We start from the raw sequence: 20,813 nt of genomic DNA on the forward strand, positions 1-20,813 counted from the left end.
GGCCGGTTCTCCTTACTGGTACGCACACCCCACCGGTGCGCGCAATTCAGGCTACCGGCGGAGCGACTGGCTTATCGGTGTAGCGATGCCGCGCTGACAATATCGGCGTTGGTCAGGGTTCGCGCCTCTTCAGGCCGTTTCAGCGTCCCCGCATACGCCGCCGCCATTCCGCTGACGATCGTTCCCGTCAGCAGCATCACCAATGCTCGTTTCATTCGTTGCGTCCCACCAGCTCTCGCACATCGCTCAGCCGCCCCGTCACCGCCGCTGCCGCCGCCATTGCGGGTGAAAGCAGGTGTGTCCGGGCCCCCGGCCCCTGCCGTCCTACGAAATTTCGATTCGAAGTGGAAGCACAACGTTCGCCCGACGGTACTTTATCGGGGTTCATCGCCAGGCACATCGAACATCCCGGTTCGCGCCATTCGAACCCGGCTTCGATAAAGATACGGTCCAGCCCCTCGGCTTCCGCCTGCCGCTTGACCAGCCCCGAACCGGGCACGATCAGCGCCTGACGGATACGGTCGGCGACCTTGCGGCCCTGCACCACTTCCGCCGCCGCGCGCAGATCCTCTATCCGGCTGTTGGTGCAGCTCCCGATAAAGACATGCTCGATCGCGATATCCTGCATCCGCATCCCTGCGGTCAGGCCCATATAGTCCAGCGAACGTGCCGCCGCCTCGCGCTTGGCGGGGTCGTCAAAGCTGTCGGGATCGGGAACATGACCGGTGATCGGCACCACATCCTCCGGGCTATTGCCCCAGGTCAGCTGCGGCGCGATGTCGGTCGCGTCCAGCCGCACCACGCGGTCATATTGCGCCCCCGCATCGCTGGGCAGCGTTTTCCAATAGGCAACCGCATGGTCCCACGCACTGCCGCTGGGGGCCATCGGCCTGCCCTTCAGATAGGCATAGGTTACCGCGTCCGGCGCGATCAGTCCCGCACGCGCGCCGCCCTCGATCGACATGTTGGAAACCGTCAGCCGCCCCTCGACCGACAGGTTGCGGATCACTTCACCGGTATATTCGATAACATGGCCGGTGCCGCCGCCCGCGCCGATCTTCCCGATAATCGCCAGCACCACGTCCTTGGCCGACACACCGAAGCCCAGGCTGCCGTCGACACGCACTTCCATCGTTTTCGACGGCGCGAGCAACAGCGTCTGCGTCGCCAGCACATGCTCCACCTCGCTGGTGCCGATGCCGAACGCCAGCGCGCCCAGCGCCCCATGCGCGGCGGTATGGCTGTCGCCGCATACCAGCGTCATGCCCGGCAGCGTAAAGCCCTGTTCGGGCCCGACGACATGGACGATGCCCTGCTCCGGCGCGACCGCGTCGATATAATCGATGCCGAACTCCGCCGTGTTGCGCTCCAGCGCCGCAAGCTGCCCCGCGCTTTGCGGGTCCTCGATCGGCAGGCGCGCGCCCGACGCGTCCACCCGCGCGGTCGTCGGCAGGTTATGGTCCGGCACCGCCAGCGTCAGCTCCGGCCGCCGCACCGGGCGACCGTTTGCACGTAGTCCCTCGAACGCCTGCGGGCTCGTCACCTCATGGACAAGGTGCCGGTCGATATAGATCAGGCAGGTTCCGTCATCGCGTCGTTCGACGACATGATCGGCCCAGATTTTCTCGTACAGCGTGCGGGGTTGTTCAGTCATGCGGGGAGCCATTAACCGAATCATGCCCGCTGGCAATGAAAATCTTTCCGATTATTACGCACGCATCAGGTCAGGTTGCCGGGGTCTGACGGCCATGTTTTGACGAAATCGACAAAGGCACGCAACGGGCTCGGCAGATAGCGCCTGCCCGGATAATAAAGGAAAGGGCCGGGAAAACGCTCCCACCATGGCTGCAGCACCGGCTCCAGTTCGCCGCTGTCGAAGTGGGGCTGTAACCAGTCCTCGAACAGCATGATCAGCCCCGCGCCCCGCACCGCCGTTCCGATCAGCAGGTCGATGCCGCCGCGGACAGTCACCCGTAACGGCCCGCTCGGGTCCATGCGGATCGTCTCACCGTCGCGTTCGAACTCCCACGCCGCCAGCCTGCCGCTCGCGAACTGCCCCTCCAGACAATCATGGTTCAGCAGGTCGCGGGGATGATCGGGTCGCCCCTTGCGATCGAGATAGGATGGTGCGCCCCCGACCGCGAAACGCTGTTCACGCGGGCCGATGGGAGTGGCGATCATGTCCTGTTCCAGCATCTCGCCATAGCGGATGCCCGCGTCGCAGCCTTCGGCAAGCACATCGACAAAGCTTTCCTCGACCGTGATCTCCACCCGGATATCCGGATAGGTGCGCAGAAACGGTGCGATGATAGGCGCCAGAATCAGCTTGGCCGCACTCCCCGGCACGTTCAGGCGCAGTGTCCCCGTCGGCCGGTCGCGAAAATCATTCACGACATCCAGCGCCGAATCGATTTCGCTGAGCGCGGGACGCAATCGCTCCAGCAATCGCTGTCCTGCCTCGGTCGTCGCCACGCTGCGCGTCGTGCGGTTCAGCAGGCGGACGCCAAGCCGCACCTCCAGCCGCCGGACCGCCTCGCTCAACCCCGAAGCCGATAGCTGCTCGCGTTTGGCCGCCTCGCGAAATCCGCCGTGCCGCGCCACCGCGACAAAGGCACTCAGATCCTGAAAGTCATGCATGATTGTTCGATATATCGCACAACTTGTGCCGATATACACGCCTTATCGCACTGCGTGGCCCTTCCCACATCATCGCCACATCAATGGGAGATGATCCATGACCAATCTGTCCTCCGCCGGCACCTTCACCCTCGGCGACCGCACTGTCCATCGCATCGGCTATGGCGCGATGCAGCTTGCCGGTCCCGGTGTATTCGGCCCGCCAAAAGATCATGACGCCGCCATCGCCGTGCTGCGCGAAGCGGTGAAAGCGGGCGTCGATCATATCGACACCTGCGATTATTATGGCCCCCATGTCACCAACCGCCTGATCCGGGAGGCACTGCATCCTTATCCCGACAATCTGACCCTCGTCACAAAGGTCGGTGCGGTGCGTGGCGACGATGCCTCCTGGAATCCTGCCATGGAACCCGATCAGCTTCGTCGTGCAGTCGAAGACAATCTGCGCAACCTTGGCCGGGAGTCGATGGATGTCGTCAATCTGCGCCTCATGTTCAGCGAAGCGCTCGCCCCGGCGGAAGGCTCGGTCGAACCGACGCTGCGCACGCTCATGACGCTGCGCGACGAAGGGCTGATCCGGCACATCGGCCTCAGCAACGTCACGCCGACACAGGTGGCGGAAGCACGCGCGCTGACCGATATCGTCTGCGTCCAGAATCTCTATAATGTCGCCAATCGCAGCGACGATGCGCTGATCGACGAACTGGCGGAAGCCAGGATCGCCTATGTCCCCTTCTTTCCGCTGGGCGGTTTCGAGCCGCTGCAATCGACCATGTTGTCGGACGTGGCAAAGCGGATCGGTGCCACCCCGATGCAGACCGCGCTGGCATGGCTGCTTCAGCGGTCGCCCAACATCCTGCTCATCCCCGGCACGTCGTCGGTCGCGCACCTGCGCGAAAATCTGGCCGTGGCGGATATCACCCTGCCCGCCGATGCCGTTGCCGAGCTCGATACGATCGGCACCGCCGTCTGACGCGGCACCTGGTCGGCCGCTTCTTAGGCCGTAAACCCATAAACGGCACTATCGAGGTTTGAGCCAAAATGACGTGGTGCAAGGAGGAAAGGCGCAGGAATATGTCAATATTTTCAGACTTTTCGACGCTGCACCGGGCCATTTTGGCCAAATCCCGCAGGGACGTCCAAATGGCTTCCATCTCGAACCGAACGCCGCTTGCAAAGGCAAAGAGCCTTTGCCGCGCGTCGTTCGGCCCCATCTGTTCGCCATTTGGACGCCTCGATGGTGCCGTTTATGGGTTTACGGCCTAGTGGCCGACCACGCCCAGCGATGCGAACGGCTTGTCATGCTCGCCATATTTGTCGATCAGCGTCGCGCTGGCTTGGTTCAGGCCGATCACCTCGACCTCCTTCCCCTCGGAGCGCAGCCTCAGGACGATCTTGTCGAGCACGCCGGTCGCCGAGATGTCCCAGAAATGCGCATGCGTCAGGTCGATAACCACCCGCTCCACGCCTTCTTCGCGGAACAGCACGGACTCCATGATCCGGTCGGTGGAGGCAAAGAAGATCTGCCCACCGATCGTATAGCGCCGCTCCCGCCCATCCTCTGACAGCGCGGTATCGAACGTCACCAGATTGCGCACCTTGGCGGCGAAGAAGATGCCGCTCATCAGCACCCCGACCAGCACCCCCTTCGACAGGTCGTGCGTCCACACCACCACGATCACCGTCGCCAGCATGACGGCGGTGGACGGCAGCGGATGGTGGCGAACTTCGGTGAAGGATTTCCAGCGGAAGGTGCTGATCGATACGAAGATCATCACACCGACCAGCGCGGGCATCGGTACCTGCGCCACCCACGGCCCCAGCACCACCATCAGCACCAGCAGCATGACGCCTGCGATAAAGGTGGAGGCGCGGCGGCGCCCGCCCGAGGTGATGTTGATCACCGACTGGCCGACCATCGCGCACCCGCCCATCGCACCGATGAAGCCGGTGAAGAAATTGGCGATCCCCTGCCCGACGCACTCACGCCGCTTGTCGCTGCGTGTCTCGGTCATGTCGTCGACAATCGCCGCAGTCAGCATCGTCTCCAGCAGCCCGACCGCCGCCATCGCCAGCGAATAGGGCGCAATGATGCGCAGCGTTTCCCAGGTGAACGGCACATGCGGCAGGTGGAACATCGGCAGGGTGGACGGCAGATTGCCCATATCGCCCACCGTGTTGACGTGCGTGCCCGTCAGCATCGTATAGGCCGCGACCAGCACCACCGCGACCAGCGGCGCGGGCACTGCCGTGGTGATCTTCGGAAAGCCGTAAATGATCGCCAGCGTCACCGCGACCAGCACATAGGCGACCCACGGCACGCCCGTCAGTTGCGGCAACTGCGCCATGAAGATCAGGATCGCCAGCGCATTGACGAAGCCGGTAATCACCGACCGCGATACGAAGCGCATCAGCAGGTTGAGTTTCAACAGCCCGGCAATCGCCTGAAACACACCCATCAGGATCGTCGCCGCGAACAGATATTCCACACCGTGATTGCGCACCAGCGGCCCGACCAGCACCGCCACCGATGCGGTTGCCGCGGAGATCATTCCCGGCCGCCCGCCGGTGATCGCGATGATGCAGGCAATCGAGAAGCTGGCATACAGCCCGACACTGGGATCGACGCCCGCGACGATCGAAAAGCCGATCGCTTCGGGGATCAGCGCCAGCGCGACCATCAGGCCGGACAGGAATTCGCGCCCCGGATTTTCCAGCCAGTCGCGGCGGATATTGGAGGCAAAGGACATGCGGACATCGGCCATGGCGGGGCGGGTTCCTCGTCTGGCGAGCGAAAGCGCGCAACGTTTCGCGCCTCGGTCGGGATCGTTTGAGATTGCTGCACCGCAACAAAGCGGCTTTGATCGGCAATTACCCCCCTATCGCGACAGGATCAACCCCGCCACACTTCGACAACCCCCTCCCCGTCATTGCGAGCGCCAAAGGCGCGAAGCAATCCAGAAATGGCGACCGCTGGATTGCTTTGTCGCTACGCTCCTCGCAATGACGATGCATTGGCTACTTCATGTGCATCTTCAGGAACCGGACCGTATCGGCGAGTACGGGTGCCTTGCCGCGAAACGGCTTGGACAGCGCCATGACCACGCCTTCATGGCTCAGACCGGGATAGTCGTGAAATTCCGTCCGCACGCCCAGCGCTTCTAGTCGCTTAGCCAGTGCCACCGCGTTGCGCGGCTTTACCACCGTGTCCTTGCCCGATGTCACCAGCATCATCGGCGGCGCATCGGCACGGGCATAGCTAATCGGCTGCGTCTGCTTCGGGTCCGGCCAGTGGCCCAGCGCATCGACCGCGCGCTTGTCGGTGAAGGGCAGGAAATCATACGGCCCGCTCAGCCCCACCGCCGCCTTCACCGTACCGTCGGGCACGCCCGCATCGTTCAGGAATTGCCGGTCCAGCGCCAGCATCGCGGTGATATAGGCACCCGCCGAATGCCCGACCAGCGCGATCCTGCCCGGATCGCCGTCATAGTCCGCGATATGCGCGCGCACCCACGCCACCGCCTGCGCGCCATCCTCGACAAAGGCCGGGAAGCGGACGTCGGGCACCTTGCGATAATCGGGAACGACCGTGACGAAGCCATTGCGCGCAAAGGCGCGTCCGGCAAAGGCATAGCCGCCGCGCGTGCCGTCCACCCAGCCGCCACCATAGAAGAAGATCACCACGGGGCGCGGCGTCGCCGCCTTCCCCTTCGGTGCCCAGATATCAAGCTTCTGCCCATGCGTGCCGAACGCCAGCCCATCGGCCACGCGCCGCGTGCCCGCACCGCCCCCGGCAACCCGGTCGATCTTGCTCAGCAGCGACGGCCCCGTGCATCCGGCAAGCAGCAGCGCCAGCGCCGCTGCCCCCGGCACGCGCCGTGTCACTGCTCGTATGTCGCGGTCGTCTTTTCGGCGACTTCTTCCGCCGTCACGCCCGGTGCCAGTTCGATCAGTCTGAACGGGCTTTCATGGTCGGGCCGCTGAAACACGCACAGATCGGTGATAATCATATCCACGACATTCTTGCCGGTCAGCGGCAGGGTGCATTCGGGAATGAACTTCGGATCGCCGTGCTTCGACACATGTTCCATCACCACGATGATCTTCTTCACGCCCGCGACCAGGTCCATGGCACCGCCCATCCCCTTGATCATCTTGCCGGGGATCATCCAGTTGGCGATGTCACCATTTTCCGCAACCTCCATCGCGCCGAGCACGGTCAGGTCGATATGCCCGCCGCGGATCATCGCAAAGCTCTGATCGGACCCGAAATAAACCGATTGCGGCAGTTCGCTGATCGTCTGCTTGCCCGCATTGATCAGGTCGGGATCTTCCTCCCCGGCATAGGGAAACGGGCCGATGCCCAGCATGCCGTTTTCGGATTGCAGCGTCACCTCGACCCCATCGGGGATATGGTTGGCCACCAGCGTCGGAATGCCGATGCCCAGATTGACGTAGAAACCGTCTTCCAGTTCCTGTGCGGCGCGCGCCGCCATCTGATCGCGAGTCCAGGGCATCCTTACTTCTCCTCCGCTGGCGGGTTCCAGCGTTTGTCACGGGGAAACACATCGTCCATGCCGCCCTTGATCTGCGGGCCATAGACAGGGTTCGGGAACAGGAACCAGCCCGCGCCCCAGTTGGCGTCGATGGCTGGCGTGGCAACGGCGGCGCGCCGCTGCGCCACGTTCGAAACGGCATTGAACAGGTCGCTGATATCGCCAAGCTGATCGCCGCCCATGGCCAGCACGCAATAGCGCGCGGCGATGGTCGCGCGGCGACCGTCCTTATGCCCGCCGGTCGCGTCATCGCCTTGCAGGAACAGCGTATCGCCATGTTTGGCAGGGCCAAGGCCCGCATGGTCCAGCGCCTGTTCGGTATACGCGGCGTTCGCGGCGGAGCGGTTGGTGTTGAACACCACCGTCACCCCCATCGCGCGAAGCTGGTTCAGCGCGGCGACCGCCCCCGGCGTCGGTTCGACATCGGCCATGCCGGTCCGTTCCCATTGCGACCAGATTTCGGGGCTGAACTTGCCGCCCTTCGCCTGCCAGCTTTCAAAGCCATAGTTGAGCAGCACGGTCTCATCGGCGTCGAACACCGCGGCAAACGGCTTGTCGCCGCACGAAACATAGCGCGGGTCGGACAGTGTCGCACCCTGCGCCAGCACGACGCTGTCTGCGGGCCGGTGCTTCACCTTCGCCGCGACATAGGTGACCAGATCGTGCCACACGCCCCGCGTCAGCGCTGACGCTTCGGCGGAGCCATAAAGATACTGCATCCCGGCCGGAACCGGCGGGCTGACGAACTGCGGCGGGTTCGAATGCTGCATCGGCGGCGGTGGCGGAGCCTGCGGCGCGGGTGTCGTCGCACATCCCGCCAGCAACGCACAGGCGCCCAGCAGCGCTGTCCTGCGCATCACGCCGCCTCGCGCTCGCGCGTCGTCACGAATTCGATCTTCTTGTCATAGGGCGCACCGACAATCATCCGGTTCACATAGATGCCGGGCAGGTGAATCTGATCGGGATCAAGGCTGCCCACCGGCACCACTTCCTCGACTTCGGCAATGCAGATCCTGCCCGCCGTCGCCATCGGCTGATTGAAATTGCGCGCCGTCTTGCGGAACAGCAGATTGCCCGCCTCATCCGCCTTCCAGCCCTTGATAATCGACAGGTCGGCGCGAATGCCGCGCTCCAGGATATAGTCCTCCCCGTCGAAGCTCTTCACTTCCTTGCCCTCGGCCACCTGCGTACCGACGCCGGTCTTGGTATAGAAGCCCGCAATCCCCGCACCGCCTGCGCGGCAGCGTTCGGCCAGCGTTCCCTGCGGACAGAACTCGACCTCCAGCTCGCCCGACAGAAACTGCCGCTCGAACTCCTTGTTCTCGCCGACATAGGAGGAGATCATCTTTTTCACCTGATGGGTGCGCAGCAGCTTGCCCAGCCCCTCATTGTCGATGCCCGCATTGTTCGACGCGATGGTCAGATCCTTCACGCCCGATGCCTGAATCGCGTCGATCAGCCGTTCGGGAATGCCGCACAGGCCGAACCCGCCTGCGCAAATCGTCATGCCGTCCTTCAACACGCCTTCCAGCGCGGCTTCGGCATTGGGGTAGAGCTTTTTCATGCACCGATTCTCCCTATGTGCCAGAGCGGATACTCAAGCCGGGGCGACACGGTCAAGCAAACCTGAACCGACTTTCAACTTTCTGGCCCGGCTCAACGCCGCCTGTCCTTGAAACCATGGCGCATCGCCACGGTTCCCGATCCGTCCCCGTCGCGTTCAGGCTGAACGCTTCAACGGCTCGCCACGGTGCAGTTTTGCGCAATCTTGCGAAAATGCGCCTTCAGCAGCGCAGCACGGCCTTTGCGCAAATCCACATCGTTGCGTGCAGCGGGATAGGGCGCGCCCGGTGCCAGCCCGCGCCACAGCGCGGCATTGAAGCGCGGCGTATCGAGATGATCCTCCTGCGTGAAATCCTGCCCGCGCATGGCCCGCGCCCAATAGGCGGCGCTGCGCATCGACTTGCCCGCGCACGGCTCGACGCTATCGTTCGCCGCCACACGCTGCGGCGGCAACGGCAGCTTCGTCGTGCGCAACACCTTCGGCACCACCGCATCATAGGTCCAGTCCGCCTGGCCGGTGTCGAACACATCACTCATCGGCCGCGCCAGCCCGTCATTCAGGCCCAGCGGTTTCATGCCCAGCACCTCCTCCATCGTGCGCAGCATATTGACGGTCGTATAGTGGGTCGAAACCACCGCATGATGCTTCACATAGGGGCCGACGACGAAACCGACGCTGCGATGCGCATCGACATGATCGGCACCGGCCTGCGCATCGTCCTCGATCACGAAGATCAGGGTATCCCTGGCATAGGGGCTGTGCGCGACATCCTGAATCAGCCGCGCAACCGCATAGTCATTATCCGCCATTTCGGTCGCGATCGTGTTCACCCCGTCGATCGCGTCGGAAAAATCGCCGAAATGGTCGTGCATCAGGCGCACCAGATTGAGCGTCGGCAAATCCCTGTGCGCGGCATACAGGTCGAACTCGCGCTTCCATTCGCGATAGCGCCAGTAGTCGGGATATTTATTGTCGAACCCCCGGAAATAGGGATCGCTATGCTCCCGCAACGCCGCCTTGGTCGGGAAGAACTGCCGCACCTTCGCGGCAAAGGGATCGTGCGGCATCTTTACGAACGCGGCACTTTTCTCCGGCGCGAAATAGCGCGTCAGGTCGCCGAAAAAGCCATAATTGCGCAACGACAACCCGGCCCGCAGCGCTGAATTCCACAAATAGCCCTGCCCCGCCTCATTCGCGTCCGGGCCGTCGAGCGCCGCGACATCGGCAGTACCCGGCATCAGATCGGGATCGTCGGGGGTTTCGGGATTGGCGCGGCGGCGCTGGGCGAGATCGCCATAGCCGACATTGATATTGCGGTTGGCCCCCTCGGACGGATAGGTCAGCCCGCGCCCGGCATAATTGACCGGCGCATTCTTCTCCAGATAGTCGTTGGTCCGTCCTGCCGTCGACCAGTCCCAGCCGGTGTTGCTCGCTTCGCCGCTGTCGTAGAAATTGTCGAGATCGACGAACTGATCGGCCCAGCGATGGGCGTTCGGCGCATAGGGGCCGAGAATGGCGAGCGACGGATCGCCATTGCCTTCGTCCAGATCGCCCAGCACCTGATCATAGGTGCGGTTTTCCCGAACGATGTAAATGACGTGATGGATATGCTGATGCAGGAAGGCCATCACCCGGCGATCCTTCGCATCTTCTTCCGGCCGGTTGAACGCATTGTTCGCCGCGACCTGCCGCGTCAGTTCCGCCAGCGTCGCGCCGTCAGGCATCGGCAGGTCGAGCATCCCCGCCTTCTCCAGTTGCAGCACATACTGGTTCTTGGGAATGCACGGACCAACCACCCGCTTATAGCTTTCGGTATTGCAGTGCCCCGCATTGGGTCCGGGCGGGCTTTTGGCGTTGAGCACGATCAGATGGCCCGATTGCGGATTGATCGCGACCGCATCGGGATACCAGCCGGTGGGGATCAGGCCGACGACCTTGCTGGCGGCGGGCAACGCGTCATCGTCGTCATCGCCCTTCGCATCTGCTGCCCGATCATCGTCATCATCCCCGGCCAACGGCAGCGCATCGCGGCCCAGCCGAATGATCGCGACCGCATTGGTACCGCCATCGGTAACGAACAGCGTGCGCCCGTCCGGCGACAGCGCCAGATTATTGGGATTGGCACCCTTCAGCCCCGCACTGTCGGGAAAGACGGCGGGCGGTGCAACCGTGCGGACATGCTCGATCGCGCGCTCGTCCCCGGTATCGATAATGTCGAGCGTATCGCTGTTGTCGGAGGTCACGAACAGCCGTTTTCCGGACTTGTCGAGCAGCATATGGTTCGGTTGTCCCGCCAGCCGGATACGCCCCGTCACGGCAATCGCCGACGGAGCGATCTTCAGCACGTCCACTTCCCGGTCGCGCAGGCTGGAGACATAGGCCTTGTCATTGCCCTGAAAGACGACATCGAACGGATATTCGCCGCCCGGCACGCCATGTTTCGCCGGGTCGATCTTGCCCGGCCGCAAATCCTGTTCGGCAACCACCTTGCGCGCGGCAAGGTCGATCAGCGACACCGAATCGTTTTCCAGATTCGCCACCATCAGCCGCGATCCGTCGGGACTGACTGCCAGACCCGCCGCCATCGGCTTGTCGGCCAGCCCCAGCCCCGCCTTGTGCTCCAGCGCAATCGGCGCGCCCGCTTCCCGCCATGTGCCGCCCGCCATGCGATAGACATGCACATCGTCATCGACGCCGCCCGCGACATAGAATTCGGGATGCGCCGCCTGATCGGGGTTCCAGGCAATCCCGCTGAAGGTATCGGGCACCTGAATGACCTGCGTCAGTTTCGGACGCGCATCCGTCAGCGCATAGATAAAGACATATTCGTTCGATGCCGACGCCACCGTCTTGCCGGTCGGATAGACGAAGGTGAACTTGCCGGTATCCTTGTCGAACGTCTTCACCGGCGGTGCATAGACGCGGTTATACCCGCTGGTCAGCACCAGCAGCGTCTTGCCGTCCGGGCTGAGCGCGCTGTTGACCGCATGGTCGGCGGTATAGTCGGGATAGTCCTTCAGGCCGGGGTTCAGCGCACCGAACTGCGCGCCCGGCGCAGCGGTCGGCGTGATCCGCTTCGACGTGGACAGAACCGTAGCCTGCGCTTTTTCCAGCGGCTGCCCCGCCAGACTGTCGCCCGATAATAAGGCACCCGCCAACACCGGCAAAGCCACCCATCCCCATACCGGGCTGAACAAACGCATGGGGGGAATCCTTTCGTGTATCGGGACTGGCAAGCGCTGAAAAACGCACCGGCAACCAATCGCATAGAAGCAGGCTATGACAAATATATGATAACGGCGCGGATGCTTACGGACTCCTGCCGTGTCCGTTTCCCGGCGCCCTTTGCAAGGGCATCGCTACCGGATTTGCACGCTCGCCTGCACCTCCGGATCGTCCCGCAGGGTCAGGTACAACCGACCGCTCTTCGGCCTCGGAACCCCGATCCGGGCCGCGGTATAGCCGTCCGGCACCGTAACCGCATGGCCCGCAGTCTTCTGCGCCGCAATCTTGTCGATCAGATATAATTTTCTGCCCTTGAGCACACAGGCTTGCGCGTCTTGCGGACAGGTTACGGAACGAATGTCGGGAAGGCGCACGATGGTCGCCAGCGGTACCCAGTCCGACCGGCCGCCGGCACTGACCAGTCGGAACCGGATCGGCCCGCGTACCAGCGGCCCCAGCGCCTGCGCCGGGGTCAGCGACACGATCCCGGTATGCGCATCCTGCAAATCATACCCCTTGCCGGGCGACAGCATGACGTCGCGCCGCCCGTCGGCGGTCGCGACTTCGACCGTCTCATTGCCGCTCAACCCATTCGAATCGTCCAGCCGAAAGGAAAAGGTCATCGCCGCATTCTGGGGGATCGCGGTCTGCGGGCTGAGCGTGATCGGCATTGCACCGGACGATACCGGCGGCTGCACCGACATGTCCGCCAGAGAGATTTCCGGGCGGGCGGCAGCGACGGTAAAGGACAACCGGCTTCGGCGCCTGCCGGTCTCCGTCACCACCGCTTTGAGCTTCTGTCCCGGTTTCAGCGCCTTTACGGCATCGGGATCGCTCGTATTCAGGGTCAGCCGATCCTGCTCTCCCTCGCGCGTCAGCGTGCCGGGCTGAAACGTGATCGGTCCCACCGAAAGGCCGCTGACCTGATCCAGCCGCGTTCCCTTCAGCACCGCATGATCGTCCCCGGCATGGATCACCACCGCATCGATATGCGCTTCCTGTTTCAGCGTGGGAACCGTGATCGCGACCGGCTGCGTCTCGCCCGACTGGTGGATTTCCAGTGTGACGGGGGCGACCGAAGCCTTTTGCAGCGGCAGGTTCAGCGACACCTGATCGGGCCGCTGTGCCGACCATTTGACCGGCTGCGGCGCATCGTCCCCCTGTCGCATGTCAATCGACGTAACGCATCCGGCGGGACCGCCCGCAAGCGTCAGCATATTGTCCCGCCCGATCACCAGACTGGCGTCATCCTTCGCCTTCCACTTCCCTGCACCGGGATTGGAAAACAGCAGCCGCGGCCCGTCGAACGGGGTGAACCCCCATTGCCCGTGCAGACTGCCCTCGACCACATCTCCCAGCCCGCTTGCCGGAACTGCACCGTTCAGCACAAACCCGCCGCGCTGCGCATCGGCCGACACCGGTACCGTCACACGGCTGCCGTCGCTCTTTTTCAGGGTCAGCACCATGTTGCGCGCATAGTGAGAGGCATAGACCAGCGGCGCGCCTTCCATCGGCAGGACATGTCCGGGCGCAAGGCACATGACCTGATTGGGATCGGGCGTATGCAGCGGCGGCGGCTGCGGCGCTTCGATCGCGGGGAGCGCCGCCACCATCACCGAAATCGGTTTGCCGAACGACATCGGCGCATTCAGCAACAGGCCGCCATGCCCTGCGTTCAGCCGCAGCAGGGCGGGGATATATTGGAGCTGGGTCGATTGAAACGCGCCGAAAATCCGGAAAATATCGCGCACGACGCCGATATAGGGGCTGTAATAGCCGAAATTGCCCTGCGGCGTCGCGCTGAGCTGAAACGCCAGATCGGTCGGTGCCCCCACCAGCGTCGATGCCAGTGCAGAGGAATGGCTGTCGGCCAGCAACATCGTTTCGCTGTTCTTCGTCAGGCACGCCGCCTGCAGGTCCGCCGGTTGCTTCAGGCAATCGGTCTTCAGCTTGATCGACAGGCTGCGGGTCAATGCCTGCGATGCTGCGGCCACCTTTTCCGGATTATCCTTTTCGACAGCCCGAAGCTGGGTCAGAAAGGCGTCCAGCCGCGCCCGGTCGAGCGCTGCCTGATTGAGTTCCTGTGCCGCGCGCACGAATGTTCCCGGCCGCTTTCGTACCGTATCGACGACCGCACCGACATCGCCCCCCTTTTCCGGCATCAGGAACAACAGCGCCTGTTTCGCCCCCGCCGGTACCGTCAGCGAAAGGGTGCTGTCCTTTTTCTTCCAGGTCCTGATATCGTGGAACCACTCCCTGGGCGGACGATCGGTGGTGCCGCGCAGAAAAGCCCCGATCAGCCGATAGCGCGTATGGTCGCCGCCGGGCACGTCCAGCGTGACGGAAAGCCGGTCGCCTTCGGCCAGATTGGGGACGAATTCGATCGGCAGGGTGACGCCGTCATGCGTCACCGCAATCCGGATATGCGGTCCCGCCAGATCGAACGGCGATGAATCGGCATGCGCCGCACCGGCCATTCCGGCCAGCAGCAACACGGACACCCACAACTGGATCAGCCTGCGAATCATCTTCCTCCTGGCCGGTTCCTCATGCCCACCATCGCGGGGCTGTTCATCACCAGCATAATGTGACGAGATATTGACCGGTTCCGTAAAAAAGCATCGGCGACGCGTCATATTTCGACAGCTTCCATCAAATATCCGGCGTCACCTCGTCCGCGTAAAAGCACTTCCTATATGAACGATTCACAACGACATATCAGGAGGCCCGCCATGTCCGACAACAGCTATGATACCGATCTGCGCCTGTTTCTGGACGGCGCCTGGCAGGCAGGTGAAGGCCGCGACACCGCGCCCGTCATCAACCCGGCAACGGGAAACACACTGGCCGAATTGCCGCTGGCGACCGCGGCGGATCTGGATACCGCGCTCGCCGCCGCGGATCGCGGCTTTCGCACTTGGCGCGATACCGATGTGAACCGGCGTGCGGCGATTTTGCACAAGGCGGCGGCGCTGATGCGCGAACGCACCGAAGCCATCGCCACGCTGATGACCCGCGAACAGGGCAAGGTGATCGCCGAATCGCGTTCCGAAGTCACCGCCTCCGCCCAGCTTTTCGATTATTATGCCGAAGAGGCGAAGCGCGCCTATGGCCGCGTGCTGGTGCGCCCGACCGGGCAGCGTTCAATGGTGCTGCCTCAGCCGGTCGGGCCGGTCGCCGCCTTCTCTCCGTGGAACTTCCCGCTCTATCTGATGGCAAAGAAAGTCGCGCCCGCGCTTGCCGCCGGCTGCTCCGTCATCGCCAAGCCTGCGGAAGAAACGCCCGGCTGCACCAGCGCGCTGATGCGCTGCCTCGCCGATGCCGGGCTGCCCGGCGATGCCGCGCAACTGGTGTTCGGCGTGCCGGATCAGGTCAGCCGCCACCTGATCGGGTCGGACGTGATCCGCCATATCAGCTTCACCGGATCGGTCCCGGTCGGCAAGCACCTGCTCAAACTCGCCGCCGAGGGCGTCAAGCGCACGACGATGGAGCTGGGCGGACACGCGCCCGTGCTGATCTTCGCCGATTGCGATCTCGACGCGACGCTCGACAAGGTGGTGCCGCAGAAATTCCGCAATGCCGGTCAGGTCTGCGTCTCCCCCACCCGCTTCTATGTCGAGGAACCGATCTACGAAGCGTTCGTGAAGGGCTTCGCCGAACGCACGGCAAAGGTCCGGACGGGCGACGGCATGGATAGCGCCAATGCCATGGGGCCGCTGGCCAACACCCGCCGACCGGACGCCATCGAGGCGCTGGTGCGCGATGCGGCGGCAAAGGGCGCGCGGATCGCCGCCGGCGGAGAGCGAGAGGGCAATCAGGGCTTTTTCTTCAAACCCACCCTGCTCGCCGATGTGCCGCTGGAGGCCGATATCATGAACAGCGAACCCTTCGGTCCGGTCGCCGTCACGCGCCCGTTTCACGACATGGAGGAGGCGATCGAACAGGCCAACCGCCTGCCCTATGGCCTTGCCGCCTTTGCGTTCACCGAAAGTGGCAGGCGGGCAAACATCCTCGGCGATGCGATCGAGGCCGGGATGGTCGGCATCAACACCTTTGCCATCGGCGGTGCGGACACCCCGTTCGGCGGCGTAAAACTGTCCGGTTTCGGAAGCGAGGGCGGCCCCGAAGGTCTTGCCGCCTATCAGGTTACAAAGGCTGTCCATCAGGCATAACGAAGCGAACACGGATAGCGGGTGCCAACTTCGAAGGCCGTTTGTCGCGTGTCCGCTACGATTTTCGCGGATCGGCACCATGAAAAAGGCCATGCAAAAGGGGAGCCGACATCGCTGTCAGCTCCCCGTGTCGTCGATTTGCTGCGCCGCACTCGGATAGAAATGCTGCGCGTGCGCTTCGGCGGCATCGCGTCGACCTGCACCGCCATAAAGGCTGTACCGTCCGCCGCGTCGGTCACCGGGGCCGGAACTGCCTGATCCACTGGGGAACCGCATCTTTCCGACCTCGGCGGCCAGCGTCGTTCCGGCCGAAACCGGAACATCGCCTTGTCGAACGCTGCTTCGTCCACGATCCGAAGATCACAGGCAAACCGCCTTTCGACAGGCACCGCCCTCACCTGGGGTCAGGGCGACACCCGGAACGGTTTTTGCGTATCGGTTACTCGTGACAGTCCACCCCAGGGGGCTTTCCGGATCACGCCTCACCGGGCGTTCAAACCATTCCTGTCCGGCTGGCTTTCGCGGTTTCCAAAAGGCACCTGCATCCGCCAACCGTCCTTCGCAACCCTTTGATCTTCCTTCGGTTTCCCGCGCTCCGATCATCCGGCTACAAGACAGATGGTGTCACCAATTCCGATTCACGCAAAGCGAAAAACACGCGTTCAAGCCTGTGGAAAACGTGGATATCGTGGATAAGCTCTATCGCTGTTGTGGAGACCAGCCCGGCGGCGCGAGATCGAAGCCTGCAAAGTCAAAACCGGGCACCACGATACAGCTTACCAGTGCCGAGCCGTGCGGTGCGTCCGTGGCCTGCCAGCGATTCGCAGGCACGCGTTGCTGGGGCGCATAGCCGGACAGCACATCGCCGCCAAGCCTTGTCGTATGGACCGGCCCGGTTTCCGTGTCGGCGATATGCAGATCCAGCGGGCTGCCCGCATGCCATAGCCATAGTTCCTCCGCATCGACCCGATGCCAGTGCGACCGCTGCCCCTGCTCCAGCAGAAACAGGATCGCCGTTCCTCCCGCCCGCTCTCCTTCGGCCGCGGCAGCACGCCAGGTTTCCCGATACCAGCCACCTTCGGGATGGGGTTTCAATTGCAGGGTTTCGATAATCTTTTCCGCCGTTTCCACGCCTGTTCCTCCTCAACTGGTCGCAACTCATACCGCACTCGCCGCTCCCCAAAAGGGTCTATCCCGCAGAAATGCGGGTTCCTGTCGTTTCGTTCATGAAACCGTTATATGATCCCGCACGTTGGAGGGGCAGTTGAGTTAATAACGTACGGAGAATCATTGTGCGTAAGTTCATGGTCGCGCTTGGCGCGGCATCGCTTGCCGTTCCCGCCGGTATCGCCCTGCCGACCGGCATGGCGCAGGCGCGCGAGCATCACGGCCATCATCGTCATTATAAATACAAACAGTGGCGCGGTCGTGACGGCCGGATGTATTGCCGCAAATCCGACGGTACCGTTGGTTTGGTCGTGGGCGGCGTAGCCGGTGCGCTGGTCGGCCGTTCCATCGATACGCATGGCGATCGCACTGCGGGAACCGTGATCGGCGCAGCAGCGGGTGCCCTTGCCGGACACGCCATCGAACGCAGCAGCAGTCACTGCCGGTGAACAAAGACGCGGCAGCGTCGTTGATCCGCGGATAAGGACAGGAACAGGAGACACATAATGAAAAAGATTATGATCGCGACATTGGGGGCAGCAGCGATGATGCCGCTGGGTGCCTGCTCGCAGTACGGTATGGGTGGTCCGGGCTACGCCAGTGACAACTATGCCCCCGCAGGGCGGCATCATCGTGGGCAATATGGAGAACGCTCGCTGGGACGCGGTGACCGCATATATCGCGGCCAGGACGGTCGATACTATTGTAAGCGCGATGACGGCACGACCGGTGCTATCGTCGGCGGTATCGGCGGCGGTGTGCTGGGCAACCTGATCGCACCGGGGGGTTCGAAGACGCTGGGTACGATCATCGGCGCGGCCGGTGGCGCACTGATCGGTCAACAGGTCGACAAGGGCGATATCAAGTGCAAGTGATGCAGTGATAATCGTCGACTGAATCAAAAGGGCTCCGGCAGAAATGCCGGGGCCCTTGTCATTTTCGCAATTGCGTAAGCGGCCGGTTAACCCTGATAGGCTATCAGCATCGTTGTGATGCTGCGCGTATTGACCCTCTCGACCCTGTTTCCCGACGCATCGCGCCCTAATTTCGGCGTGTTCGTCGAACGGCAGACGCTTGGTCTTGCCGCCCATCCCGATGTCGCGTTGAAAGTGGTCGCGCCGATCGGCCTCCCGCCCTTCCCGCTTGATCGGCATCCACGCTACCGGACGCTCGCCGCTCAGCCCTATCATGAATATCGCAAGGGGCTGGAAATCTATCGCCCGCGTTTCCTGAATATTCCCGGCACACAGGGGCGTCGTCATGCGGCCATGCTGACCAGAGCGCTGGTCAGGCTGCTCGACGGCATCCGCGAAGATTTCCCGTTCGACATCCTCGACACAGAGTTCTTTTTTCCCGACGGTCCGGCGGCAATTGCGCTGGGTAAACGATACGGCGTTCCGGTTTCGATCAAGGCACGCGGCGCAGATATCCATCACTGGGGCACCGCCGTTGCTACGCGCGATCAGGTTCTTGCGGCAGGGAAAGAAGCCGCAGGAACGCTCGCCGTATCCGCTGCCATGGCCGACGATATGGCGGCGCTGGGAATGCCGCGCGATCGCATTCGCGTGCATCACACCGGAATAGACCGCACCCGCTTCGGCACGATAACCCGGGCACAGGCGAAGGCCGGATTGAATATCCGCGGCTCGCTTATACTATCGGTCGGCGCGCTGATTCCGCGCAAGGGACACGATATCGTCATCGCTGCGATGGCGGACCTGCCCTCCGCCCACCTGTGGGTGGTGGGCGCAGGACCGGAGGAAACGCGGCTGCGAGCACAGGCAGAGCGCATCGGCGTGGCCCGACGGGTACGATTTACCGGGGCTATACCGCATGACGAGCTGCCGCCGATTTTCGCTGCTGCCGACGTGATGGCGCTGGCCTCTGCTTCCGAAGGCCTTGCGAATGTCTGGGTGGAAGCGCTGGCCAGCGGCACGCCGCTCGTCATTCCGGATGCCGGCGGTGCAAAGGAAGTGGTCTCCAGCATGGGTGCCGGCAGAATTGTGGAGCGTTCACCCCAGGCATTTGCAATGGCGATACGACAATTGCTGACCGCGCCACCGGCAACCGAATGGGTAAAGGCGATGGCCGATCGCTTCAGTTGGGATCGCAACCGGGACACGCTGTACGCGCATCTGAGCGCGCTCGTCGCCAATCAATCGAGCGGATAAAGCGCTCCGGCAATCCAGCGCAGTTCCGATCGCAGCACACCCCATGCCCGTGCAGCGGCGCGGCTGTCCATCGCCTCTATCCCGATCCCTTTGTCTTCCAGCGCGTGCACCAGTGCCGGTGCAGGCCGCACCAGTCGGTTGCCCGTACCCAGCAACAGAAACTCCGGCAGCGGATCGAGCGTCAGCAAGGGCGCAAGATCCGCTTCACGCAATTCCGCAAGCGGCGGCGGCGACCATGTATCGGCACGTTCCGGGGAAATCAGCAGCCCTTCATATACGCCTTCATCGACGCGGAAACCGCGACCGGTGATCCCGCTGATAACCGGCCCTTCGGACCGCTGTTCGCGGTCCATCCGCATCAGGGCAGTTCCTTGATCCGTTCCGCCCCCTTCGGCCCCGCTTCCCTGGGCACGAAGCTATGCGGACCGACCTTCGCCCAGATCAGAATCGGGTTGGCGATATAGATCGACGAATAGGTGCCGATGACAATGCCCAGCAGCATGGCCGAGGAGAATCCGAAGATCACTTCCGGCCCCAACAGCACCAGCGTCAGCAGGGCAATGATGAGCGTCAGCGAGGTGACGATGGTACGCGACAGCGTTTCATTGGCGGACAGGTTGAGCAACGGCACGATGTCCATCTTGCGGTATTTACGCAGATTCTCGCGCACGCGGTCATAAACGACGATCGTATCGTTTAGCGAATAGCCGATAATCGTCAGGATCGCCGCGACGATGTTCAGGTTGAACTCCAGCCGTGTCAGCGCAAAAAACCCCAGCGTGATCGTCACGTCATGGAACAGAGAGAACAGCGCGCCGATACCGAACTGCCATTCGAACCGAATCCAGATATACAGACAGATGGCGAGCATCGCGAGGCCGAGCGCCAGCGCGCCCTTGCGGAACAGCTCGGACGACACCTTGCCCGACACTGCGGCGATCGAGCCGATCTGCGCACCGGGATAGTTATTCTGGATCAACTGACGCAGCGCGGTCGCGGCCTTGGCGGCGGCATCCTCCTTGCCCTTGGGCACCGGCAGGCGGATCGACACCGTCTTGTCGCCGGCAAACTCCTGAATGGTCGCCTCGCCGAAGCCCAGACCATCGACGCGCTTGCGCAGATCCTCGATCGGCACCGACTGGGCAAAGGTCACCCGCGCCATCTGACCACCGGCAAAGTCGATGCCGAAGTTCAGACCTCGGGTCGCCACCAGCGCAATCGAAGCCAGCATCAGCACAATCGAAATCGCCATGGCGATGTAGCGCCAGCGCAGGAAGTCGATATTGGTATTTTCGGGTACTAGTTTTAGCGGACGCATAAT

At 63.0% G+C, this 20,813-nt stretch carries 18 protein-coding genes; 5 read left to right on the plus strand and 13 right to left on the minus strand.

Features of this window, described 5'->3' with window-relative positions; genetic code table 11:
• Positions 1-71 precede the first annotated feature (71 nt).
• The 3 genes from FHR23_RS01745 to FHR23_RS01755 all read right to left on the minus strand — a co-directional run bounded on the left by FHR23_RS01745 (position 72) and on the right by FHR23_RS01755 (position 2,637).
• A complete protein-coding gene (locus FHR23_RS01745) occupies positions 72-215 on the minus strand; it encodes a hypothetical protein (RefSeq protein ID WP_184001209.1) in 144 nt (47 codons plus the stop codon).
• A complete protein-coding gene (gene leuC / locus FHR23_RS01750; protein ID WP_184001210.1) occupies positions 212-1,654 on the minus strand; it encodes a 3-isopropylmalate dehydratase large subunit in 1,443 nt (480 codons plus the stop codon). Before leuC ends, FHR23_RS01745 begins: the two co-directional genes overlap by 4 nt.
• A gap of 65 nt (positions 1,655-1,719) precedes the next feature.
• Positions 1,720-2,637, minus strand: coding sequence for a LysR family transcriptional regulator (locus FHR23_RS01755; protein ID WP_184001211.1), 918 nt, complete (start codon positions 2,635-2,637; stop codon positions 1,720-1,722).
• Between the two features lie 97 nt (positions 2,638-2,734).
• Between FHR23_RS01755 and FHR23_RS01760 the strand changes: the two genes are divergently transcribed.
• Positions 2,735-3,610 carry an aldo/keto reductase family oxidoreductase gene (locus FHR23_RS01760; protein WP_184001212.1) on the plus strand — a complete coding sequence of 292 codons (876 nt, stop codon included), beginning with the start codon at positions 2,735-2,737 and terminating at the stop codon, positions 3,608-3,610.
• Between the two features lie 289 nt (positions 3,611-3,899).
• On the opposite strand, the gene FHR23_RS01765 is transcribed toward FHR23_RS01760, so the two are convergent.
• The 7 genes from FHR23_RS01765 to FHR23_RS01795 all read right to left on the minus strand — a co-directional run bounded on the left by FHR23_RS01765 (position 3,900) and on the right by FHR23_RS01795 (position 14,510).
• Positions 3,900-5,387 carry a SulP family inorganic anion transporter gene (locus FHR23_RS01765; protein WP_184002116.1) on the minus strand — a complete coding sequence of 496 codons (1,488 nt, stop codon included), beginning with the start codon at positions 5,385-5,387 and terminating at the stop codon, positions 3,900-3,902.
• Between the two features lie 268 nt (positions 5,388-5,655).
• Positions 5,656-6,522 carry an alpha/beta hydrolase gene (locus FHR23_RS01770; RefSeq protein WP_343042934.1) on the minus strand — a complete coding sequence of 289 codons (867 nt, stop codon included), beginning with the start codon at positions 6,520-6,522 and terminating at the stop codon, positions 5,656-5,658.
• Entirely contained in the window at positions 6,519-7,154 is a 636-nt protein-coding gene (locus FHR23_RS01775; RefSeq protein ID WP_184001213.1) for a CoA transferase subunit B, read from the minus strand. Before FHR23_RS01775 ends, FHR23_RS01770 begins: the two co-directional genes overlap by 4 nt.
• Positions 7,155-7,156: 2 nt before the next feature.
• On the minus strand, positions 7,157-8,050 hold the full coding sequence (locus FHR23_RS01780) for an HAD family acid phosphatase (protein ID WP_184002118.1): 894 nt from the start codon (positions 8,048-8,050) through the stop codon (positions 7,157-7,159).
• The gene (locus FHR23_RS01785; protein WP_184001214.1) at positions 8,050-8,757 is read right to left on the minus strand and encodes a CoA transferase subunit A; all 708 of its coding nucleotides are present in this window, start codon (positions 8,755-8,757) and stop codon (positions 8,050-8,052) included. The genes FHR23_RS01780 and FHR23_RS01785 overlap by 1 nt, the downstream gene beginning before the upstream one ends.
• 170 nt (positions 8,758-8,927) lie before the next feature.
• The gene (locus FHR23_RS01790) at positions 8,928-11,960 is read right to left on the minus strand and encodes a YncE family protein (RefSeq protein ID WP_246359648.1); all 3,033 of its coding nucleotides are present in this window, start codon (positions 11,958-11,960) and stop codon (positions 8,928-8,930) included.
• 156 nt (positions 11,961-12,116) lie between these two features.
• Positions 12,117-14,510 carry a hypothetical protein gene (locus FHR23_RS01795; protein WP_246359649.1) on the minus strand — a complete coding sequence of 798 codons (2,394 nt, stop codon included), beginning with the start codon at positions 14,508-14,510 and terminating at the stop codon, positions 12,117-12,119.
• A 204-nt stretch (positions 14,511-14,714) separates the two neighbouring features.
• On the opposite strand from FHR23_RS01795, the gene FHR23_RS01800 reads away from it, so the two are divergent.
• The gene (locus FHR23_RS01800; protein ID WP_184001215.1) at positions 14,715-16,154 is read left to right on the plus strand and encodes an NAD-dependent succinate-semialdehyde dehydrogenase; all 1,440 of its coding nucleotides are present in this window, start codon (positions 14,715-14,717) and stop codon (positions 16,152-16,154) included.
• 699 nt (positions 16,155-16,853) lie between these two features.
• Here the strand turns inward: FHR23_RS01800 and FHR23_RS01805 are convergent.
• The gene (locus FHR23_RS01805) at positions 16,854-17,285 is read right to left on the minus strand and encodes a cupin domain-containing protein (RefSeq protein WP_184001216.1); all 432 of its coding nucleotides are present in this window, start codon (positions 17,283-17,285) and stop codon (positions 16,854-16,856) included.
• A gap of 161 nt (positions 17,286-17,446) precedes the next feature.
• Here FHR23_RS01805 and FHR23_RS01810 point away from each other — a divergent pair, with 161 nt between their 5' ends.
• The 3 genes from FHR23_RS01810 to FHR23_RS01820 all read left to right on the plus strand — a co-directional run bounded on the left by FHR23_RS01810 (position 17,447) and on the right by FHR23_RS01820 (position 19,492).
• Positions 17,447-17,770: a glycine zipper 2TM domain-containing protein gene (locus FHR23_RS01810; protein WP_343042936.1), complete on the plus strand. Its 324-nt coding sequence runs from the start codon at positions 17,447-17,449 to the stop codon at positions 17,768-17,770.
• A gap of 57 nt (positions 17,771-17,827) precedes the next feature.
• Entirely contained in the window at positions 17,828-18,196 is a 369-nt protein-coding gene (locus FHR23_RS01815) for a glycine zipper 2TM domain-containing protein (RefSeq protein WP_246359650.1), read from the plus strand.
• A gap of 117 nt (positions 18,197-18,313) precedes the next feature.
• Positions 18,314-19,492: a glycosyltransferase gene (locus FHR23_RS01820; protein WP_184001217.1), complete on the plus strand. Its 1,179-nt coding sequence runs from the start codon at positions 18,314-18,316 to the stop codon at positions 19,490-19,492.
• Here the strand turns inward: FHR23_RS01820 and FHR23_RS01825 are convergent.
• Together FHR23_RS01825 and secF are read right to left on the minus strand one after the other, a co-directional pair.
• A complete protein-coding gene (locus FHR23_RS01825; RefSeq protein ID WP_184001218.1) occupies positions 19,477-19,851 on the minus strand; it encodes an Mth938-like domain-containing protein in 375 nt (124 codons plus the stop codon). The two genes, FHR23_RS01820 and FHR23_RS01825, sit on opposite strands and share 16 nt — an antisense overlap.
• Positions 19,851-20,810 carry a protein translocase subunit SecF gene (gene secF, locus FHR23_RS01830; protein WP_184001219.1) on the minus strand — a complete coding sequence of 320 codons (960 nt, stop codon included), beginning with the start codon at positions 20,808-20,810 and terminating at the stop codon, positions 19,851-19,853. The genes FHR23_RS01825 and secF overlap by 1 nt, the downstream gene beginning before the upstream one ends.
• Positions 20,811-20,813: the final 3 nt, after the last annotated feature.

The organism is Stakelama sediminis (genome assembly GCF_014199335.1).
GTDB lineage: Bacteria > Pseudomonadota > Alphaproteobacteria > Sphingomonadales > Sphingomonadaceae > Sphingomonas > Sphingomonas sediminis.